General features: G+C 54.2%; 14 protein-coding genes. 6 read left to right on the forward strand and 8 right to left on the reverse strand.

Annotated features, from left to right (window positions below; translation table 11 throughout):
- Window positions 1-56: 56 nt before the first annotated feature.
- From DUE52_RS26250 to DUE52_RS26265, 4 genes are all read left to right on the forward strand, one after another.
- On the forward strand, window positions 57-1,112 hold the full coding sequence (locus DUE52_RS26250) for a sialidase family protein (RefSeq protein WP_222930327.1): 1,056 nt from the start codon (window positions 57-59) through the stop codon (window positions 1,110-1,112).
- Between the two features lie 31 nt (window positions 1,113-1,143).
- Entirely contained in the window at window positions 1,144-2,112 is a 969-nt protein-coding gene (locus DUE52_RS26255) for a dihydrodipicolinate synthase family protein (RefSeq protein WP_114409057.1), read from the forward strand.
- 89 nt (window positions 2,113-2,201) lie between these two features.
- The gene (locus DUE52_RS26260; protein WP_114409058.1) at window positions 2,202-3,269 is read left to right on the forward strand and encodes a tRNA wybutosine-synthesizing protein 4 beta-propeller domain-containing protein; all 1,068 of its coding nucleotides are present in this window, start codon (window positions 2,202-2,204) and stop codon (window positions 3,267-3,269) included.
- The gene (locus DUE52_RS26265; protein ID WP_114409059.1) at window positions 3,266-4,630 is read left to right on the forward strand and encodes an MFS transporter; all 1,365 of its coding nucleotides are present in this window, start codon (window positions 3,266-3,268) and stop codon (window positions 4,628-4,630) included. The genes DUE52_RS26260 and DUE52_RS26265 overlap by 4 nt, the downstream gene beginning before the upstream one ends.
- A gap of 30 nt (window positions 4,631-4,660) precedes the next feature.
- Here DUE52_RS26265 and DUE52_RS26270 read toward each other — a convergent pair whose 3' ends face one another.
- The 8 genes from DUE52_RS26270 to DUE52_RS26305 all read right to left on the reverse strand — a co-directional run bounded on the left by DUE52_RS26270 (window position 4,661) and on the right by DUE52_RS26305 (window position 13,055).
- Window positions 4,661-5,761: an alkaline phosphatase family protein gene (locus tag DUE52_RS26270; RefSeq protein WP_114409060.1), complete on the reverse strand. Its 1,101-nt coding sequence runs from the start codon at window positions 5,759-5,761 to the stop codon at window positions 4,661-4,663.
- Between the two features lie 349 nt (window positions 5,762-6,110).
- Window positions 6,111-7,424 carry a DUF4270 family protein gene (locus DUE52_RS26275; protein ID WP_114409061.1) on the reverse strand — a complete coding sequence of 438 codons (1,314 nt, stop codon included), beginning with the start codon at window positions 7,422-7,424 and terminating at the stop codon, window positions 6,111-6,113.
- Window positions 7,425-7,464: 40 nt separating this feature from the next.
- Entirely contained in the window at window positions 7,465-7,788 is a 324-nt protein-coding gene (locus tag DUE52_RS26280) for a DUF4907 domain-containing protein (protein ID WP_165841042.1), read from the reverse strand.
- 8 nt (window positions 7,789-7,796) lie between these two features.
- Window positions 7,797-8,852: a Kelch repeat-containing protein gene (locus DUE52_RS26285; RefSeq protein WP_229312313.1), complete on the reverse strand. Its 1,056-nt coding sequence runs from the start codon at window positions 8,850-8,852 to the stop codon at window positions 7,797-7,799.
- A gap of 101 nt (window positions 8,853-8,953) precedes the next feature.
- Window positions 8,954-9,925 (reverse strand): hypothetical protein, encoded by a 972-nt coding sequence (locus tag DUE52_RS26290; protein ID WP_114409064.1) that lies wholly within the window; start codon window positions 9,923-9,925, stop codon window positions 8,954-8,956.
- A 25-nt stretch (window positions 9,926-9,950) separates the two neighbouring features.
- Window positions 9,951-11,405, reverse strand: a complete 1,455-nt coding sequence (locus DUE52_RS26295) for a S41 family peptidase (RefSeq protein ID WP_114409065.1) — start codon at window positions 11,403-11,405, stop codon at window positions 9,951-9,953.
- A gap of 112 nt (window positions 11,406-11,517) precedes the next feature.
- Window positions 11,518-12,342: a PepSY-like domain-containing protein gene (locus tag DUE52_RS26300; RefSeq protein WP_114409066.1), complete on the reverse strand. Its 825-nt coding sequence runs from the start codon at window positions 12,340-12,342 to the stop codon at window positions 11,518-11,520.
- A 47-nt stretch (window positions 12,343-12,389) separates the two neighbouring features.
- Complete coding sequence (locus tag DUE52_RS26305; RefSeq protein ID WP_114409067.1) at window positions 12,390-13,055, reverse strand: SGNH/GDSL hydrolase family protein; 666 nt, start codon at window positions 13,053-13,055, stop codon at window positions 12,390-12,392.
- Between the two features lie 249 nt (window positions 13,056-13,304).
- On the opposite strand from DUE52_RS26305, the gene DUE52_RS26310 reads away from it, so the two are divergent.
- Together DUE52_RS26310 and DUE52_RS26315 are read left to right on the forward strand one after the other, a co-directional pair.
- The gene (locus DUE52_RS26310; protein ID WP_114409068.1) at window positions 13,305-13,910 is read left to right on the forward strand and encodes an RNA polymerase sigma factor; all 606 of its coding nucleotides are present in this window, start codon (window positions 13,305-13,307) and stop codon (window positions 13,908-13,910) included.
- Window positions 13,900-15,474, forward strand: coding sequence for a hypothetical protein (locus DUE52_RS26315; RefSeq protein ID WP_133299951.1), 1,575 nt, complete (start codon window positions 13,900-13,902; stop codon window positions 15,472-15,474). The genes DUE52_RS26310 and DUE52_RS26315 overlap by 11 nt, the downstream gene beginning before the upstream one ends.
- Window positions 15,475-15,976: the final 502 nt, after the last annotated feature.

A 15,976-nucleotide genomic window follows, 5' to 3' on the forward strand; every position in this document is an offset into this window, starting at 1 on the left:
TCCTGAAACAATCGATAAAGTGCTGTATAGTAACGGTTTTAGGGGCTAGTGCGACTTTGTCTGCTGTAGCACAGCCTTACCACCCAAATCTCCCGATTTTGGATGTGTCCGGCGAGAAAAACCGGCAAACAGTCGTCGCCCGGGGAACGGATGAAATCTACCAGGGCCACCCGACAACGGTCTTGATGCCCGACGGCAAGACGCTGTTTTGTGCCTGGTCGTTCGATCACGGGGGCAAATGCGGTCCGCTGGCGAAGAGCACGAACGGCGGTGTGCAGTGGGAAATGATCCCGACACCCGCCGACTGGAGCACCACCTTCAATTGCCCCAGTATTTATCATTTAACGGACAAAACCGGGAAGGCACGTCTGATGGTGTTTGCGGCTCGTCCGGGCATGTCCCAGACCTGGAGCGAAGACGGCGGCAAAACCTGGACACCTGTCAAAAGTCTGGGAAAACCGTGCGTCATGGCCTTTTCGAGCATCGTCAAACTACAAAACGGTGATTATCTGGGGCTGTATCACCGGGGACCGGACGACAAGGACAAATCTCCGCTGAAAATCTGGCAATCGATCTCGACGGACGGCGGAGTGACCTGGGGCGAATCGGTGATGGTGGGCGAAATGGAAGGCCGCTCGCCCTGCGAACCCGCCGTGTTTCGGTCGCCCAACGGCAAACAATTGCTGTGTTTGATGCGGGAAAACCAGCGGAAAGGCCGGGCGTTGATGATGACGTCGGAGGACGAGGGAAAAACCTGGTCGAAGCCCGTCGAAACGCCCTGGGGGCTGACCGGCGACCGCCATATGGTGCGGTATACGCCGGATGGCCGGATTGTGTCGGTTTTTCGGGATATGGCCCCCAACAGCCCCACCAAAGGGCATTTCGTGGCCTGGGTCGGAACGTATAATGACATAATCAACGGGCTTTCGGGGCAATACCGGGTGAAACTGCTGCATAATTACGCCGGAACCGATTGCGGGTATCCCGGTCTGGAACTCCTGCCCGACGGTAAGCTCGTGGCGACGACCTACATCAAATATGAACCCGGAACGAAAAAGCATTCGGTCGTCTCCGTGCGGTTCAAGCTCGACGATTTCGACAAGAGGCTTTAAAATTAATGAGCGTAGAATTGACCAAAACACCATGAACGTACCAAAAACCGAAGGACTGTTGTCCGCACCATTCACCCCTTTTCACGAAGACGGTTCCCTCAACCTGGAATTAATACCGGTTATACTTGACAAAATGGTTGCCGATGGGCTGAGTGGCGCCTTCATCTGTGGCAGCAACGGCGAAGGCCCCAACATGACGACACAGGAACGCATGACCGTGGCCGAAGCGTTCGTGCAGGCATCGGCGGGGCGGTTGCCCATCTGGGTTCACGTCGGGCATTCGAGTATTCGGGAATCGCAGGCCTTGCTGCAACACGCCTACTCAATCGGGGCCGATGCGGCTTCGTCGGTCGCTGCGTTTTACTTCAAACCCACATCGGTTCAGAATCTGGTCAGCAGCATGGCCGAAATCGCGTCGGCCGCGCCCGAAATGCCGTTTTACTATTACCACATTCCGACCCTGACCGGTGTAGGCATGGACATGGTTGAGTTTCTCCGGTTGAGCGAAAAACAGATTCCCAACCTGCGCGGAATTAAGTATACGGCCACGACGATCTGGGAATACCAGGTGTGCCTGCGGTATGCCAACAGCCGGTTTGACGTTCTGTACGGTTACGACGAAATGTTGCTGCCAGCCCTGAGCATTGGGGCAAAAGCAGCCATTGGCAGCACGTATAATTTTGCCGCCCCGCTGTATCTGGAAGTTCAGCGGCATTACAAGGCCGGGCAGATGGAGCAGGCGCAGGAGGGCATGGCCCACCTGATCGAGATGATCCGGGTGATGACCAAATTCCCGCCCATTCCGGCTCAGAAAGCCATCATGCACATGCTGGGCTACAACGTAGGGCCGTGCCGTTTGCCATTGACGCGGCTTTCGGAGAAGCAGTACAATCAGTTATACACCGAACTGGAAACCATCGGTTTCTGGCAACGGCTCCAGGCGGCTTCCGAAAGTCCGGTCGTTCTGCCAGTAGTGAGCACGTCGAACGGCCAACCCTGAGTCGGTTTTTGAACGGGCTGAACGGCCCATCAACGCGTTTTTTTACAGACGTTATGAATCGAAACGGATTTTTTGTTCTTCTCTTTTCAATGGTATATGATCTTGCTTTGGCGCAATCACTGACCTGGCGACTATTGCCTCCCGTTCCCGATCCAGTGGGGTTTGCGGGTTCTGTCGCCGGGATCAGCAACGGGGCTATGCTGGTAGGAGGGGGCGCTAATTTTCCCGATAATGTAGGTCCCTGGGGCAAAACGCCGAAAACCTGGTACGACGATCTGTTTGTGCTGGAAAAACCGGACGGTTCCTGGAAAAAAGTGGGTAAACTGCCGCGAAAAATGGGGTACAGCGTGGCCTTGACGGTGCCTGACGGTGTTTTGTGCATCGGTGGTGCCGACGGGGATCGGCATTATCCGGACGTATTTGTATTGCAATACCGGCATGGCAAGGTGACGACGAAAAGCCTGAGTCCGTTGCCATTGCCGTTGGCCAATGCCTGCGGGGCGGTTCTCAACGGAATCGTTTACATGGCCGGTGGGATTGAAACGCCGACCGATACCACCGCCGAAAATCTTTTTCTGAGCCTGGATTTGCGCCAACCCGAATCCGGCTGGCAGCGGTTACCACCCTGGCCGGGGCCGGGCCGAATGCTGGCGGTGGCCGGTGCGCAGGCCGGAAAATTCTATCTCTTTAGCGGTACGGAAGTCTTTGCGGAGCCAAAAACCGGAGCGATCAAACGCCGGTATCTGGCCGATGCGTATGCCTACGACCCGGAACAACGAACCTGGACGCGCCTGGCCGATTTGCCGAATCCCACCGTTGCCGCGCCCTCACCCGCTTTTCCGTCCGGACAAAACCAACTGCTGGTGCCGGGTGGCGACGACGGTGCCAATGCCGACCGGAATCTGATTCTGAAAGAAAACCACCCCGGTTTTCGTGCCGAGGTTCTGGCGTACAACACCCTGACCAACACCTGGACGGTTGTGGGCAACGTCAGTCCCAAAACCGGGGCGAATGACGACACTAAGAAACCGGCGTTGTGGGCACCCGTTACCACGCCTGCGGTGGTCTGGAACGGGAAATGGATTCTTCCCGGTGGCGAGGTACGACCCGGCCTGCGCACCAACCGGGTACTCATCACCAGCCCCCAAAAACAATGAATCAGCCCCTCAACGTGCCGAAGCTGAAACCGGCTACCGGTTATCGACCCTGGAAACACCTGCGCTGGTGGGTGCTGGCGGTTTTGTTTCTGTCGGGTATTGTCAACTACGTGGATCGCAATGTGCTGTCGTTCACCATGATTGATCCGTCCTTCAAGCGGGATATGCTGGGGCTACCCGCCGATGCGGTTCTGACCCCGGCGCTCGACGGGCAGTTTAAGGAGCAGATGGGTTTTGTCGATGCGGCTTTCAAAGCGGCCTATGCGGTGGGCTTTCTGCTGACGGGCTGGCTCACCACGCGGCTGGGCCTTCGTCGGGGATTTTCGCTGTTTGTGATGATCTGGAGCCTGGCCGGAATGCTGACTTCGCTGGTCGGCTCGATCCGGTCGCTGGCGTTGGCGCGGGCGGGGCTGGCCGTTGGCGAGGCCGGGAATTTTCCGGCGGCTACGCGCACGGTATCGGAGTGGTTTCCCCAAAAAGAACGCTCGATTGCATTTGGTATTTTTAACGCCAGCGGTAACATCGGGATCATTCTGACGGCCTGGCTCGTGCCGTTCCTGACGCTGCAATACGGCTGGCGAAGTTGCTTTTTGCTTACCGGTTTACTCGGTATCGGGCTACTGGTGGCCTGGTTGGTGATTTACCGCCCGCTGGCCGAACATCCCCGTTTGTCGCCCGACGAACACGCTTTGATTCGGGCCGATGAGGTTCCTGAGCCGGAGCGGGCTTCCGTGTCCTGGTGGCAACTGCTGCGCTACCGCCAAACCTGGGCGTATGCGGGCTGTAAATTTCTGATCGACCCGGTTTTCTGGATTTACCTGACGTGGTTGCCCGATTTCTTCAACAGCAGCGAAGCCCTGGACCAGAAGCTCGACCTGAAAAATCTGGGGTTACCGTTTCTGGTGATTTACCTCGTTACCGATGTGGGCAGTATCTTTTTCGGCTGGCTTTCGAGTTACTTTCTCAAAATCGGCTGGTCGGTCAACCGCGCCCGCAAGACCACCTGGCTGATTTGTGCCCTCTGTGTGTTGCCGATTGTGCTGGCCGCTCAGACGCACAGTTTATGGGTGGCCATTGGTTTGATTTCGCTGGCCACGGCGGCCCATCAGGGTTTTTCAGCAACCTTGTTCGCCAGCGTTACCGATCTGTTTCCTAAACCACTGGTGGCCCAGGTCACGGGAATCGGTGGAGCGGTCGGGGCTATTTCCGGCGTTCTGCTGGCACTGGTGGCGGGTATCATCCGCGTCCGGTATGGCTATTTTCCGCTGTTTGTGGTAGCGGCCTGCTCATATCTTCTGGCGCTGGGGATCATTCATCTGCTGGTTCCGAAGATGGAACGGGTCGTGCTGGCTCCTGACTAATTGCCGGATGAAAAGCCGGTTTCGATTGGCTCATGGTTTCAAAATCGTCAGAACCGGTGGCCCCACCGGGTGTTCACAGGTGAACGTCTGGCCCAACAGCTTCGCCACCGTAGCCGCCAACTGGTTCTGAAACAAGACTGGTCCGCCGGACTGTTCGCCGGTGGGTGGCGTGTCGGGGCCGATCACGGCAAACCACATCTGGTAGGAATCCGGCGTTTTGGCACCGTGACCTTTCCAGGTGGCTTTCGGCGTGTGGCCCCGTCCGTGGTCGGTAGTGAGGATGAGCGTAGTTTTTCCGGCGTATTGCGGAATTTGCTGGATGGTTTTCCAGAGGTCGGCCATGAACGCATCGGCGGTGTTCACCATGCGCAGATCGTCGGCATACCGTCCGGCATGGGCCAGCCCGTCGGTTTCGTCAAACTGCATGAACAACACCCGGGGGCGGTTTTGCAGCAGGTAGCTTTTTGCGGCATAATAGGTCAGAAAATCACTGCGGACGGATTTGTCCCAAACCTGCGCCGGAATGGTCGTCATCATGCTGTTGAGCAGCGAATCGGTGGCGGTTTTGGGAGATGGAATCAACTCGTTACCGGCACTGGCGAAAATACCGGTTTTCTTCTCGTTTACAGCCGCTTCGATTACATCCCAGGACGAAAATGCCGCAATCCGGCCCTTGTAATCGGGTTGGTTGTGGAGAAATTCGAGAACGGTGGTATTCGGATTGTCGATTTTATCATTCGACTTGATGCGGTCGTCGGCATAACCCGAAAGAATTTCATTGTACCCCGGATAGCTGAACCAGTAAGGATTTGAGGCATTGACGCGACTGTTTTTCAGTCGGTTTCCGTAAAGCTGACCTTCTTTGGCGACGGTATTCCAGAAGAACGGAAACAACCGCTGGCGTCGTTCCTGGGGTGTGGCCGCCCAGAAAAACTTCCGTGCCGTGGCCGTATCGGGTGAATAAGCCGGGTCGAACAGCAGCGTCGAATCGGCACCGGAAAATACTTCCTGCCAGCGAACCCCGTCGAGCGTAACCAGAATGACGTTTTGCGTTTGCTGCGCCGTGGCGAAAGAAAGGCTGCTGATTGCCAGAAAAAAGGACAATGTAAAAAATCGTATCGGTTGGTTCATACCGGAAAGCAGAAAGATCTGATGAACCGGTAAAATACTGAAAAGCCATTAGAACCGCTGGCATTCAGGCTGTTAAATTTTTGTAAAGATTCATTTCGGCGGTTATTAAATTTAACACGAACTATGGGATTATTGGCCGCGTAGCGGACTGATGTTTCCGGGTGATCCGTTTTGCTACAAATATGTCGTGCCTATGGTACTTAATTAGCTCATAATCAATTAATAAATCTCATAGTTCGCGTTAAATTTAAATCAATTAGGAGAACGGGGCAAAAACGAAAGGATAAAGAATGCTAAGACACAAATCCTAAGAAAAGAAGTTGGACTTCTAAATTGCCCAATGGTTTGGTTACGTATCCGACGTAATGTACAATTTCAATCGGATGCGGTCGGTGGTGCTTTGCCGGTTTCCGAACGTAACGCGTTGAATCATAGTCTTCATCGTGCTCTGACCGACCGGAACCTTCAGCAACATAGGCCGGTTGACAGACAAACCCTTCATCACCTGGTTGACGTAATGCGTGATGTTGAAGACGTACGCGTCCTCCAGTTCGATGGCGTTGGGCAAATACGAATAACTGGCGACGGCGGCCGATGCACCGGTGGAAAAACCGGGAACGGCTTCCACCGTTTCGTTTTGATTGTTGGTAAAATACAGCGCCAACTGGTCGGGGGGCGGATTGTTGTCACGCACATCCCGCCGGATGGGTTCGATGATCAGTTCCGCGCGGTTCAGGCCAATGAAATTTTCCGGTTTAATAAATTCACTCAGCGACGGGATTTCGAGCCGGGTAGACAGAAACGCACCGGGCACGACAAACGATGAATTTTGCGTCGTTCGGCTGGAAACCGCATCCGATGCGCGCTGCAACGCCTGCAAGGGCGTTCCGCTGCGGTTGTTGGTCAGTTGGGTAAATTGCGACGCCTGGAACGGAAAGAGCAGGTTACCCGCCGTCTGGCTAATGTCGTTGCCCCGGTAATACAACCGGATGCCGGAAAGCGACGAGGTGAGGTTTAACCCCAGAAAAACATTGCTGGCCGCTGGACTCAAAAACGCAAATCCCTTCCAGTAATCAGACATGGTTTCGTTGCTGTTGATTTCCTTGCTGACCAGCTTGGCATAGAACGCCTGCGCCATGGCGTCGGGTATCCGAACCCGAACCTGCCGGATTTCTTCCTTGAATTGAGGGAGAAACGTGTTGGTAATCAGTGGTGTGGCGTTGTAGGCGACCGATTGCGTATTGTAATGAACCGCCCCAATATCGAGTGGCTGCCGAAGCTGGTGAATTTGAAGCGTAAACGGTTTCAGGGTGTCGCCCACCGAATAACCGTACACCATTTCCAACACCAGTGAGTCGAACCGGATGCCTTTTTGATCGGGTAAATCGTTGGTGACGTACGATAAGGACGCAAATCCCCGGCCTTCCATCTGGCCCGTCTGTGTGTCGGTCCAGCGCCCCACCAGAATCGTGCTGTCGGAGGAGGTAACAAACGAGTCGGGGACCATGACGGTCGACAGGTTGACCGTCACCGTGTCGATGTACTGGAGTTCCATTTCGTCGGGATTGATCAGATTCTGGCCGACGTCCAGATCCCCCGACATGCAGCCGGAAATCAACAGTCCGGCCACAATCGGTAGCGCTAAGCGCAGTAAGGTTCGCATGTATTTTTTCTAAAGTAGGGAACTAAAAACCGTAAACCGCTTATTGTACTGACACGCCTAGCTGGCTGAGTTCCGGCGGGCTGAGCGTGGGCGGGAATTGCCCCTGACGCAGCTTGGAAACAACGCGTTCGCCCACCTTTCGGGCCAGGGTTTCGCTGGCAAAACCGCGTTGGCCGGGCAGACCCGGCACCGTCGGCTGGTCGATCACGGTTTTTCCGTTCAGCATAACCTGATACCCCCATCCCGTCGGTGTGCGGGTCGTTTGAAGCTCATACTGCGATTTTTGACGGAACAAACGGTACGTCGTGACAATGGCCAGCCCGATCAGCAGGATCGCCAGGGACTGAAATTTTTTACCTTTCATGAGTCTCATCAATTCGTATCCGTGTCCTGTTCAACGGTCGGGTCGTATTCCCAGATGTCGTCGAACCGGCCGGAACCGCTGCTGCCGGTGGTGACGTACCCTTTGCCGTTGATGGCGAATCCAAAGGCATATTGCCGGGCCGATCCTTCAAAAATGCCCTGCTCATACCAGTCGTCAGTGGCAACGTCATACACCCAAACCGCCGTGCTGCCATCCCCGAGGGTTACATAGCCTTTGTTCCCAATCGAAAAGCCAACGGCGTAGCTGCGTTGTACCAGTTCATCGTCTTCAAAATCGCCTTTTTCGATCCACTCGTCTTTGGTCGCATCGTAGGCCCACCAGTCTTTTTCGGCCGATCCGTTGTTGTTGCCGGTTCCGACATACGCCAGTCCGTCGATCACGAACGAAATGGCTCCCAGCCGTTTCGCTCCGCCGTAGCTGGCGGTTTTCTCCCAGGTATCTTTGGTGGGATCATAAGCCCAGAAGTCTTTCAGATAATTGCCGTCGAAACCGGTGCCGACGTAGCCTTTGTTGCCCACCGAGAAGGCCACGGCGTTGCGTCGGGCGGTGCCGCCGAAGTCGGCAATGCGTTTCCAGGCGTTGGCGGTCGGGTCAAATTCCCAGAAATCTTTCAGCCGGTCGCTGTTGGCATTCAGCCCGGTACCCAGATAGCCTTTCGTGCCGACGGCAAAACCAACGGCGGTATTGCGGGCTTCTCCGCCAAAATCGGCCAACTGCGTCCAGGTGTTGCGGGCCGGGTCATACGACCAGAAATCCTTCAGCCGGTCGTTGTCGGCGTTGGTGCCGGTACCCATGTAAGCCACATTGTTCAGCACAAAACCGGCCACGGCATTGCGGGCCACGCCTTCAAAGTCGGACCGGCGGTTCCAGTCGCCCAAAACCGCAACGTCGTCTTCGTTGGAGCAACTGCTCAGCATAGCACCCCATAACACCCAGATTAAGGTGTAGGAAAAAGCCGGGATCAGGATCGAAAAACGATTCTTAAAAAATGAGCTTACCGTCGAGGGTGTAGAGCGCAACGCGCGGGGGAATGAAATTTTCATAGAAAAAAAGGGGAAAGTGAGTAAACAGAAAAACCCGTTACCGATGGGGCAACGGTGAAAGAAAATAAAGGGTGATTGTTTTCGGTATCGATATGCATGAGTTATAACTGAGTACGTCGTCGTTTTTCGTTGACGGTTTCCGGTCGATTGCCCCGCAGGTTAAAAATGCCCGGCATTTTTCGCAGGTCATAGCGGAGGGCGTAGACGTACCGCAAGGATACGCCTACACTCCAGCCGCTGCCGTCGGCCCGAAGGACGGCGGACTGCGACTCTCCGCGGTTTACGGTGTATAATAGGTTGGTTGTTATTGAGTTGCTGAGTCCCCAGTATTTCCGGGCAAACAGACTGAGTTCGGCTTTTCCGCCCAGTTTGACGGTATATTCGGCTGAGGCTTCGGCCATGCCGTTCAGGCGCGGGCTCAGGCGGGTTGCGCCAAAGATTTGAATGGTGTCGACCCGGGCGCGGCTATTGCGGCCAAAACCGCCCCCGGAACCACTGTAGCTGTAGCCTTCCACCAGAAAGCTGCTGACTTGCTGCCCATTGTTCGGGACCATCCAGACCCCGGCTCCGAGCCATAAGCCGGAGCGACGGGCGGCCCGGTTGCCAAACCGCATCAGCCGTTTGCCACGTACCACAAAACCGTGCTTATTGTTCTCAAACCGCAGATCGAGGGCATTCGAGCCGCTGCCCACCACCAGCGTGTTGTGAATGGGGGAACGGGCATAGCCACCTTCCACGGCCCAGCGCTCGTTGCTAACCCAGCCGATAACGGCACTCCAGCCGGTTTGTGTGGTTCCTTTGGTGCTAATCAATCCGTTGAAGGTTTGGTCAAGCTGCCCTTTGTCGGTTCGGAAAAAACCGTCTCCTCCGATGTACCAACGCTCCCGGATATACGTCTCGCCGTAGCGGGCGATCAGCTTCGTCATTTCGGCCCGGCGTTCCTTATTCGACCGGAATTCGGGCGTGAATTCATCCGCGGACTTCACCGGCGGGCGATAGTAGTCGGTGATTCCCTGGGCAATAGCCGGGCAGACGAGGATAGAGAGCCAGAACGTAGTCAGAGCAGTTTTCATGGAAAAAGGCCAGCTTAAAAGTGTTTTATAGGGTACTGGGTTTAAAGGTTGGCAAGCTTTTGATCATGCGTCCTCCGCCGGCTTTCCGCTGGATCGACGACCCCAGGGCAGGCAGGCGGTTGGGTTCGGCAACACCCCGCCGGGCGATGCGGCTTCCGGTAATCTGGTAAAGCGCTTCGTTGAGCAGAGGCTCGTTGACGTCGCCCAATGGTTGCAAATTGAGCGGTTCCTGCACTTCCACCGTGGGCGTAAAACCGGTGGAATAATCGGACTGGCCGAGGCTGTTGAATGACTTAAAGACGATTGGCTGCATACCCCATTTAATGTTTCCGGAATCATCGACTATCGTAATAGACCCCACATTTTTGCCATAGGTTGTAGTGCCAATGGTAGTTACGGTCATATAAGGGCGCAGGCCATTGATAATCAATTCACTGGACGAAGCGGTTCCGTCGGTGGTCAGCACGAAAACCCGCTGGAGGTTGCTGCCAATGTTTTGCGATTTGGTAACAAACCGCTGGATGAAGAACTCATCGCCGTATTCCTGCTGGAGATAAGGCGTCAGCGTAGAGTTCCATTCTTCGCGGAAATAGACTTTCGTTCGGTCAACGTTTTTTCCGATCAAACTGGCCAGATTGGCGGATGAGGACGTATAACCGCCCGGATTGTAGCGCAGATCCAGCACCAGTTCGTTAACGCCTTTGGCTTTGAAGTTGCTGAAAATGGCATCGACCTGGTCGTCATATTCCGAACCATTGCTGTTGTTGGGTGCCGGAACAAATTGATTGTAAACCAGATAGCCAACGGTTTTTCCGCCAACGGTGTAGACCGAATCCATGAAAACGGGGTTGGCCTGAAAAACCGTAGCCGTTACTGCGCGGGTCAGATCCGTATCGACCAGCGTGCTGTTTTGCAATTCGGCCAGACCAAAGGAGAACGTTGTGCCGCCCGAATAGAGCAACGAAACGTAGTTGGACGTCGTGATGGTTTGACCGTTCACTTTGCTGATGATGTCGCCCCGTTTGAAGCCCGCAGCGGCTGCCGGAGAGTTGGGCAAAACGTATAAAACCTGCGCAATAACGTTGGTAGAACCCTGCGAGCGCAGGTAGAGCATAAATTCCATGCCGGTGGTGGTCGATTCTCCGCTCAGCGACGCCGACAGATCGTCCGCATTTTCTTCGATCCACGAAAACCGGTCGCCATCGGGTCGGGCGGTGGCGTCGTAGGAATAGAGAATGGAATCGAAAAAATCGGAGGGTGCGAGCGTCAGATCCGGGCTGGCCGGAATTTTGTCATTCCAGTAATAATACTCCCGCATGTTTTCCAGAATCCATTTGTTGATGGTCTGGTTTTCGGCGGTCGTGGTGGTCGTGGTCGTTGGTTCAACGAGGTCGGTTTCTTTGCGGCAACCCGCTAGCAGCGTAACGGAAAGCAAAACCATTCCCCACCAGGCAGGGACACTGCGCAGTTTATTATTCATAGCGTTTTCAATTCAGGTTGTATTCAAAAAGTAAAAGTCATTTACCAAATCAATTGGCATCCTTCTCCACCGCTCCGTATCCTGTTTTCGGAGAAGGATGCCAATTGACTTTTCAACGCCGTTGCCTCAGCACCTGCTTGAAGGTGCCGTCGGCCTCAAAAAGCAGGGCTAACGGTTTTCCATCGCTGGTTTTCACAACGACCACCAATTGCCCTTCGGCATTTTTGGCCGCATCTTTAATCGTCGAACCGGCATACGTCGTCGTGATGTAGGTCGTAACGGCAGCGGGCAAATCTGCTACGGCAACGGCCGTAAAGTTGCCGCGCAACGGTTTGGAAACTTCCTTGTTGAAGGTTCCGTCGGTGTTGAAGAGCAGCGTTTTGGCCTGATCGCTCACCACAATCATCACCAGATAGCCGCGGGTGCTGTCTTTGGCTGCGGTTTTTACCTCGGCTCCGGCATAATTCGTGCTGATGTAACTGGTGATGGCCGATGGCAGGTCAGCGACGGCAATCTGTTCCAGCGATCCTTTTTTGCCACCGCCTTTTCCGTGCGAACCACCTTTTCGGCCGGGGCCGCCTTTCAGGGCTAATTCTTCGTTAAAGGTGCCGTCGGCGTTGAATAACAGGGCTTTGGTTTCGCCATTTTGCGTGATCGCTACCAGGAAATTGCCCGTATCATCTTTGGCGGCATAGTCAACGGTGGCGCCGGCATAATTAGTAGAGAGGTAGTTGCTTACAGACGTTGGGAGGTCGGTTACGGCGATTTTCGTAATGTTCTTCCTGCAAAAGAATCCGGAACTGTCGGACGCCAGCCGGGCGGTGCTGGTGGCCGAGATAGCCGAATCGGTGTCCGGCGTGACGGTTTGCTGGCTTTGGTTGCAGCCGTACAGGCCGGCGACGATAACGGTCAAGGCAATGAACAGGGATTTTTTCATGGTTTTGCTGTCTATTATGATGGTGGTTGGTAATGCAGAGTAACAAATTAGGTGTCCTGTTTCAAAGGACCAGTGGTCATGCTGGGTTCAGTTCGGTAAAAATCATACAGCCGTCGTCCGATCAGTTCGTGGCTGATGGCGTTGAGCCGTTCGCGGTCGCCGGTACTGAAAAACTCCTCGCGGGAATCGACCAGTGCCTGCACATCGAACACCCGGAACCCCCGGTGATGGCCTTCGCTTTTGAGGATGGCACTCCCTTTGCGTCGCAACCAGCCACTGACGGGTTCGCGGTGGGGGAAAGGGGTCATCAGAATAACCCGGCTGCGGTGAAACCGGAGGGTTTCCAGGATCATCGACAAATGGGCGTATACTTCGTTGAGGGGCCGAATGGCACCCAGCACGGATTGGATGCGTAACTTCCACGCCATCACATGCTCCACAAACCGGGTTCCGGCGGTGGGGCGCAGGGCCAGCCGCGAATCGCGCAGATGGCGGTTGGCAATTTGCAGAATGATCAGGTCATAGCGTCGGAGCGGAACCCGCTGCAACACTTCCGCGATGGTGCTGATGGCCATCGGCGCATGGTAGGTCACGATTACTTCCTGCCCCCCGCGTTCCAGTTGCTGCACGAACTGATCGATGTAGCTCTGCCGGGAGTTGAGGCCCGAGTCGTAATGGAGACTATCCGCAATGACCAACAGATGTATTTTCATTGCTTTAGAATTTCAGGTTCGGAGTCGGAAAAAGCGGGAGACTCACTCAGGAGCGAACCGTTTTTTTCGACGATACAATTGACATTACGCCGGGAAAACCGGCACCGTTGCAGACCAAATCGAAAAAAAATGTAGAAATTAGGAGAGTGAAAAAAAATAAAAAAAAGTCGTTAGCTGCTGCAACAGTCGCCCGGTTTTTGACGTACATGGGATGGTATGAGTGAATCATTTACTTAAATCGTTACGGCCTTGTTCTTCCGAAAGCGCCCCTCCTTCGCGGAAAACGATATTGATAGTGTTATTGAAGCCTGCCGCAACCATGATGCGCAGGCTCAGCGTGTTTTATTCAAAAAATTTTATGGCTATTCCAAAAGTATTTGCCTGCGGTATTCGGCTACGACGGAAGAGGCCGAAGAAGTGTTGAATGAGAGCTTTCTAAAAGTATTTCAACGGCTGCATCAATATGATGCCACGCATCCGTTCAAAGCGTGGCTGCGGTCGATTCTGATCAACACCGCCATCAGTTATTACCGCAAATACCACAAACTAGACATGAGTTCGTTGGAGGCCGGTCAGGATGTGCCGTTTGAAGACGATGTGATTGGCCAGATTTCGGCCGACGAAATTCTGGCGCTGGTGCAGCAACTGCCACCGGCCTACCGTACTGTGTTTTCGATGCATGTAGTAGATGGCTACAGTCTTCGGGAAATTGCCGAGGTGTTACAGAGCAACGAAGCCACGATCCGTTCGCATTTTTTACGGTCGCGGCAACGTCTTCAACAGGCCATCCGGTCTGCGTACCCACACCTGTTTCCATCCGACCCCGCGATTCCTATTCGTTACTATGAAAACTGATAAATTTGAGGAAAATATACGACAAAAGCTGGAGGGGATAGACCCTCCGTTCCAGGAGACAGATTGGGTGCATCTTCGGTCTGTTCTGCGTCGCAATGGCGTACCTTCCATTGGCGGAGCGGTTACGCAGTGGCTTGTGCCGATGATGAGTGCCGCCACGGTGGCCGGGCTGGTCATTCTGGCGGTGTGGCAATACCGTACCAATCAGAAACTGGAGCAAACCGTTCAGTCTCTGAAGGATACTGTCACGATTCTGCAACAGGCTCCGCTGGAAACACCGGTTGCTCAAGGGCCAAAAACAGACACGGTCTACATAACACGCGAAGTATCGATTCCATCACCCCGGTTATCGCCTTCTGTCCCGGGCGTTCAGCAGGATGATGATCGTGAGTTGGCCAACCGGTCAGAAACCGATCCGGCGGCAACGGATCGCTCCGGCGAAAGCCCGTCAATCGAATCAGCTTCAAATCCGAATCGGGAACGCAACCGGCTGGAAGGGAGTACTTTATCGGGTCGATCCGGCTCAAAAGAGCGCCTGACAGAATCCGAAACGGGGGTGAATGGATCGGAATCGGATCCTTCCAAAACCGGTCGTGTACCTTCGGAGCAATCGGAGCGAAATGCACTTCCTTCAGGCCGTTTGCCGAAATCCGCTACAGACCGCTGGAATCGGAACCCGGATCGGTATTCGGGACGGCAGAAACCTGCCGGTTTGGAAACCTCCCGGCCGTTGTCAAACGGTGTTTCGGGTTCGGTAGATGTTCCGGGGAATGACGGGTCGACAGCCGGTTCGTCCTCATCAGCTTCGATTTCCTGGGAGCCGGTGCTGAATCGGGCATTGAAATTTGATTCCAGTTATTACGTCGAAAACTACCAACGCCGGGTCCGCCGAATTCGGCCGTTGGCCATGCATTCGGCCGTAGCCACCTCTTCGGGTTCAAAACCGGTGGTGGAAGAACGGCAGCGGTTCGTTCATGTCCGGATTGGGGGCAGTGCGCAGTTGAGTGGCGGTCAATCGGGTTACGGGCTGGCGAGTGAAATTCTGATGGGGGATCGTTTGACGATCGGCCTCGGATTGACGCGCCTGAGTGTTTCGGGCGAAGAGTACATCACGGAAGGACAGTATTTAGTCAAGAAAAAGAGCGATTTTAGGCGGGATTATCAGGGTAAAGTGCCTGGGCCTGGGGATAAGCGTTTCGAAATTTTGAACATCGCCCGCAGTGGAAAGAGCTGGCAGTTACCGATCACTTTTGGGTATCGTCTGCCGGTCGGGAACTCTGTTACGATTACGCCATCCGTTGGCGCGAGTTTCAGTCTGGAAGCCCGCGAGAAAATTTCGTTTACCAACCGCATGGGGCCGTATGAATTTATGGCGCAAAAGTTCTACGAAAAATGTTCTCCCGGCGTGTACAACAACTGGCTTGTGGGGATTGCTTTCGAGAAGCAATGGAGCCACTGGGTGATTCAGGCCAATCCGTATCTGTCAAGCCCTTTATTGTCTTCGCAGTTTAGTTTGAACCGGACTTCAGCCGGGATGCGGGCGCGGTTGTTGTATCAGTTTTAGGAGGGATGAACTCTAGGCAAAATATGATGGGGCTACCCGGCGGCTATAAAGGAAATTGTTGGGATAAAGTGGTTATTGAGAGTTTTTTTAACTACTCTCATAAGCGATTTGATAAACCATATTCGTATCGTATCGGTTAGCTACCTTTGATGCATTGAGGATTGGCACAATGGCACAGGGCTGTGACAACATTCGCTATTCAACTACCGTACGCCCAGTTAAGAGGAATCATATTTTTACAGTTCCTTAGAGACTGTCTAAAAATGGTCTTTGAAATAAAATAAGGAGCCGGTAAGTTGGTAGGAACAAAGAACCACCAATGTATCCTACTGATCTCACCAACTCCCAGTGGCAACGGGGCCGCCCTTTAGGTTTGTGTGGTGGTAAGAAACTAAGAATTGGTAGCTTGCCATCAGTCAACCAGAGTGGGGTAAACTAAGGGGCCGCTAAGGAGAAAGACCTATGCGCGGATTCAGAACCCCACTCTGTTAGACTTGCAAAG

This window comes from Larkinella punicea, from assembly GCF_003334855.1.
GTDB lineage: Bacteria > Bacteroidota > Bacteroidia > Cytophagales > Spirosomataceae > Larkinella > Larkinella punicea.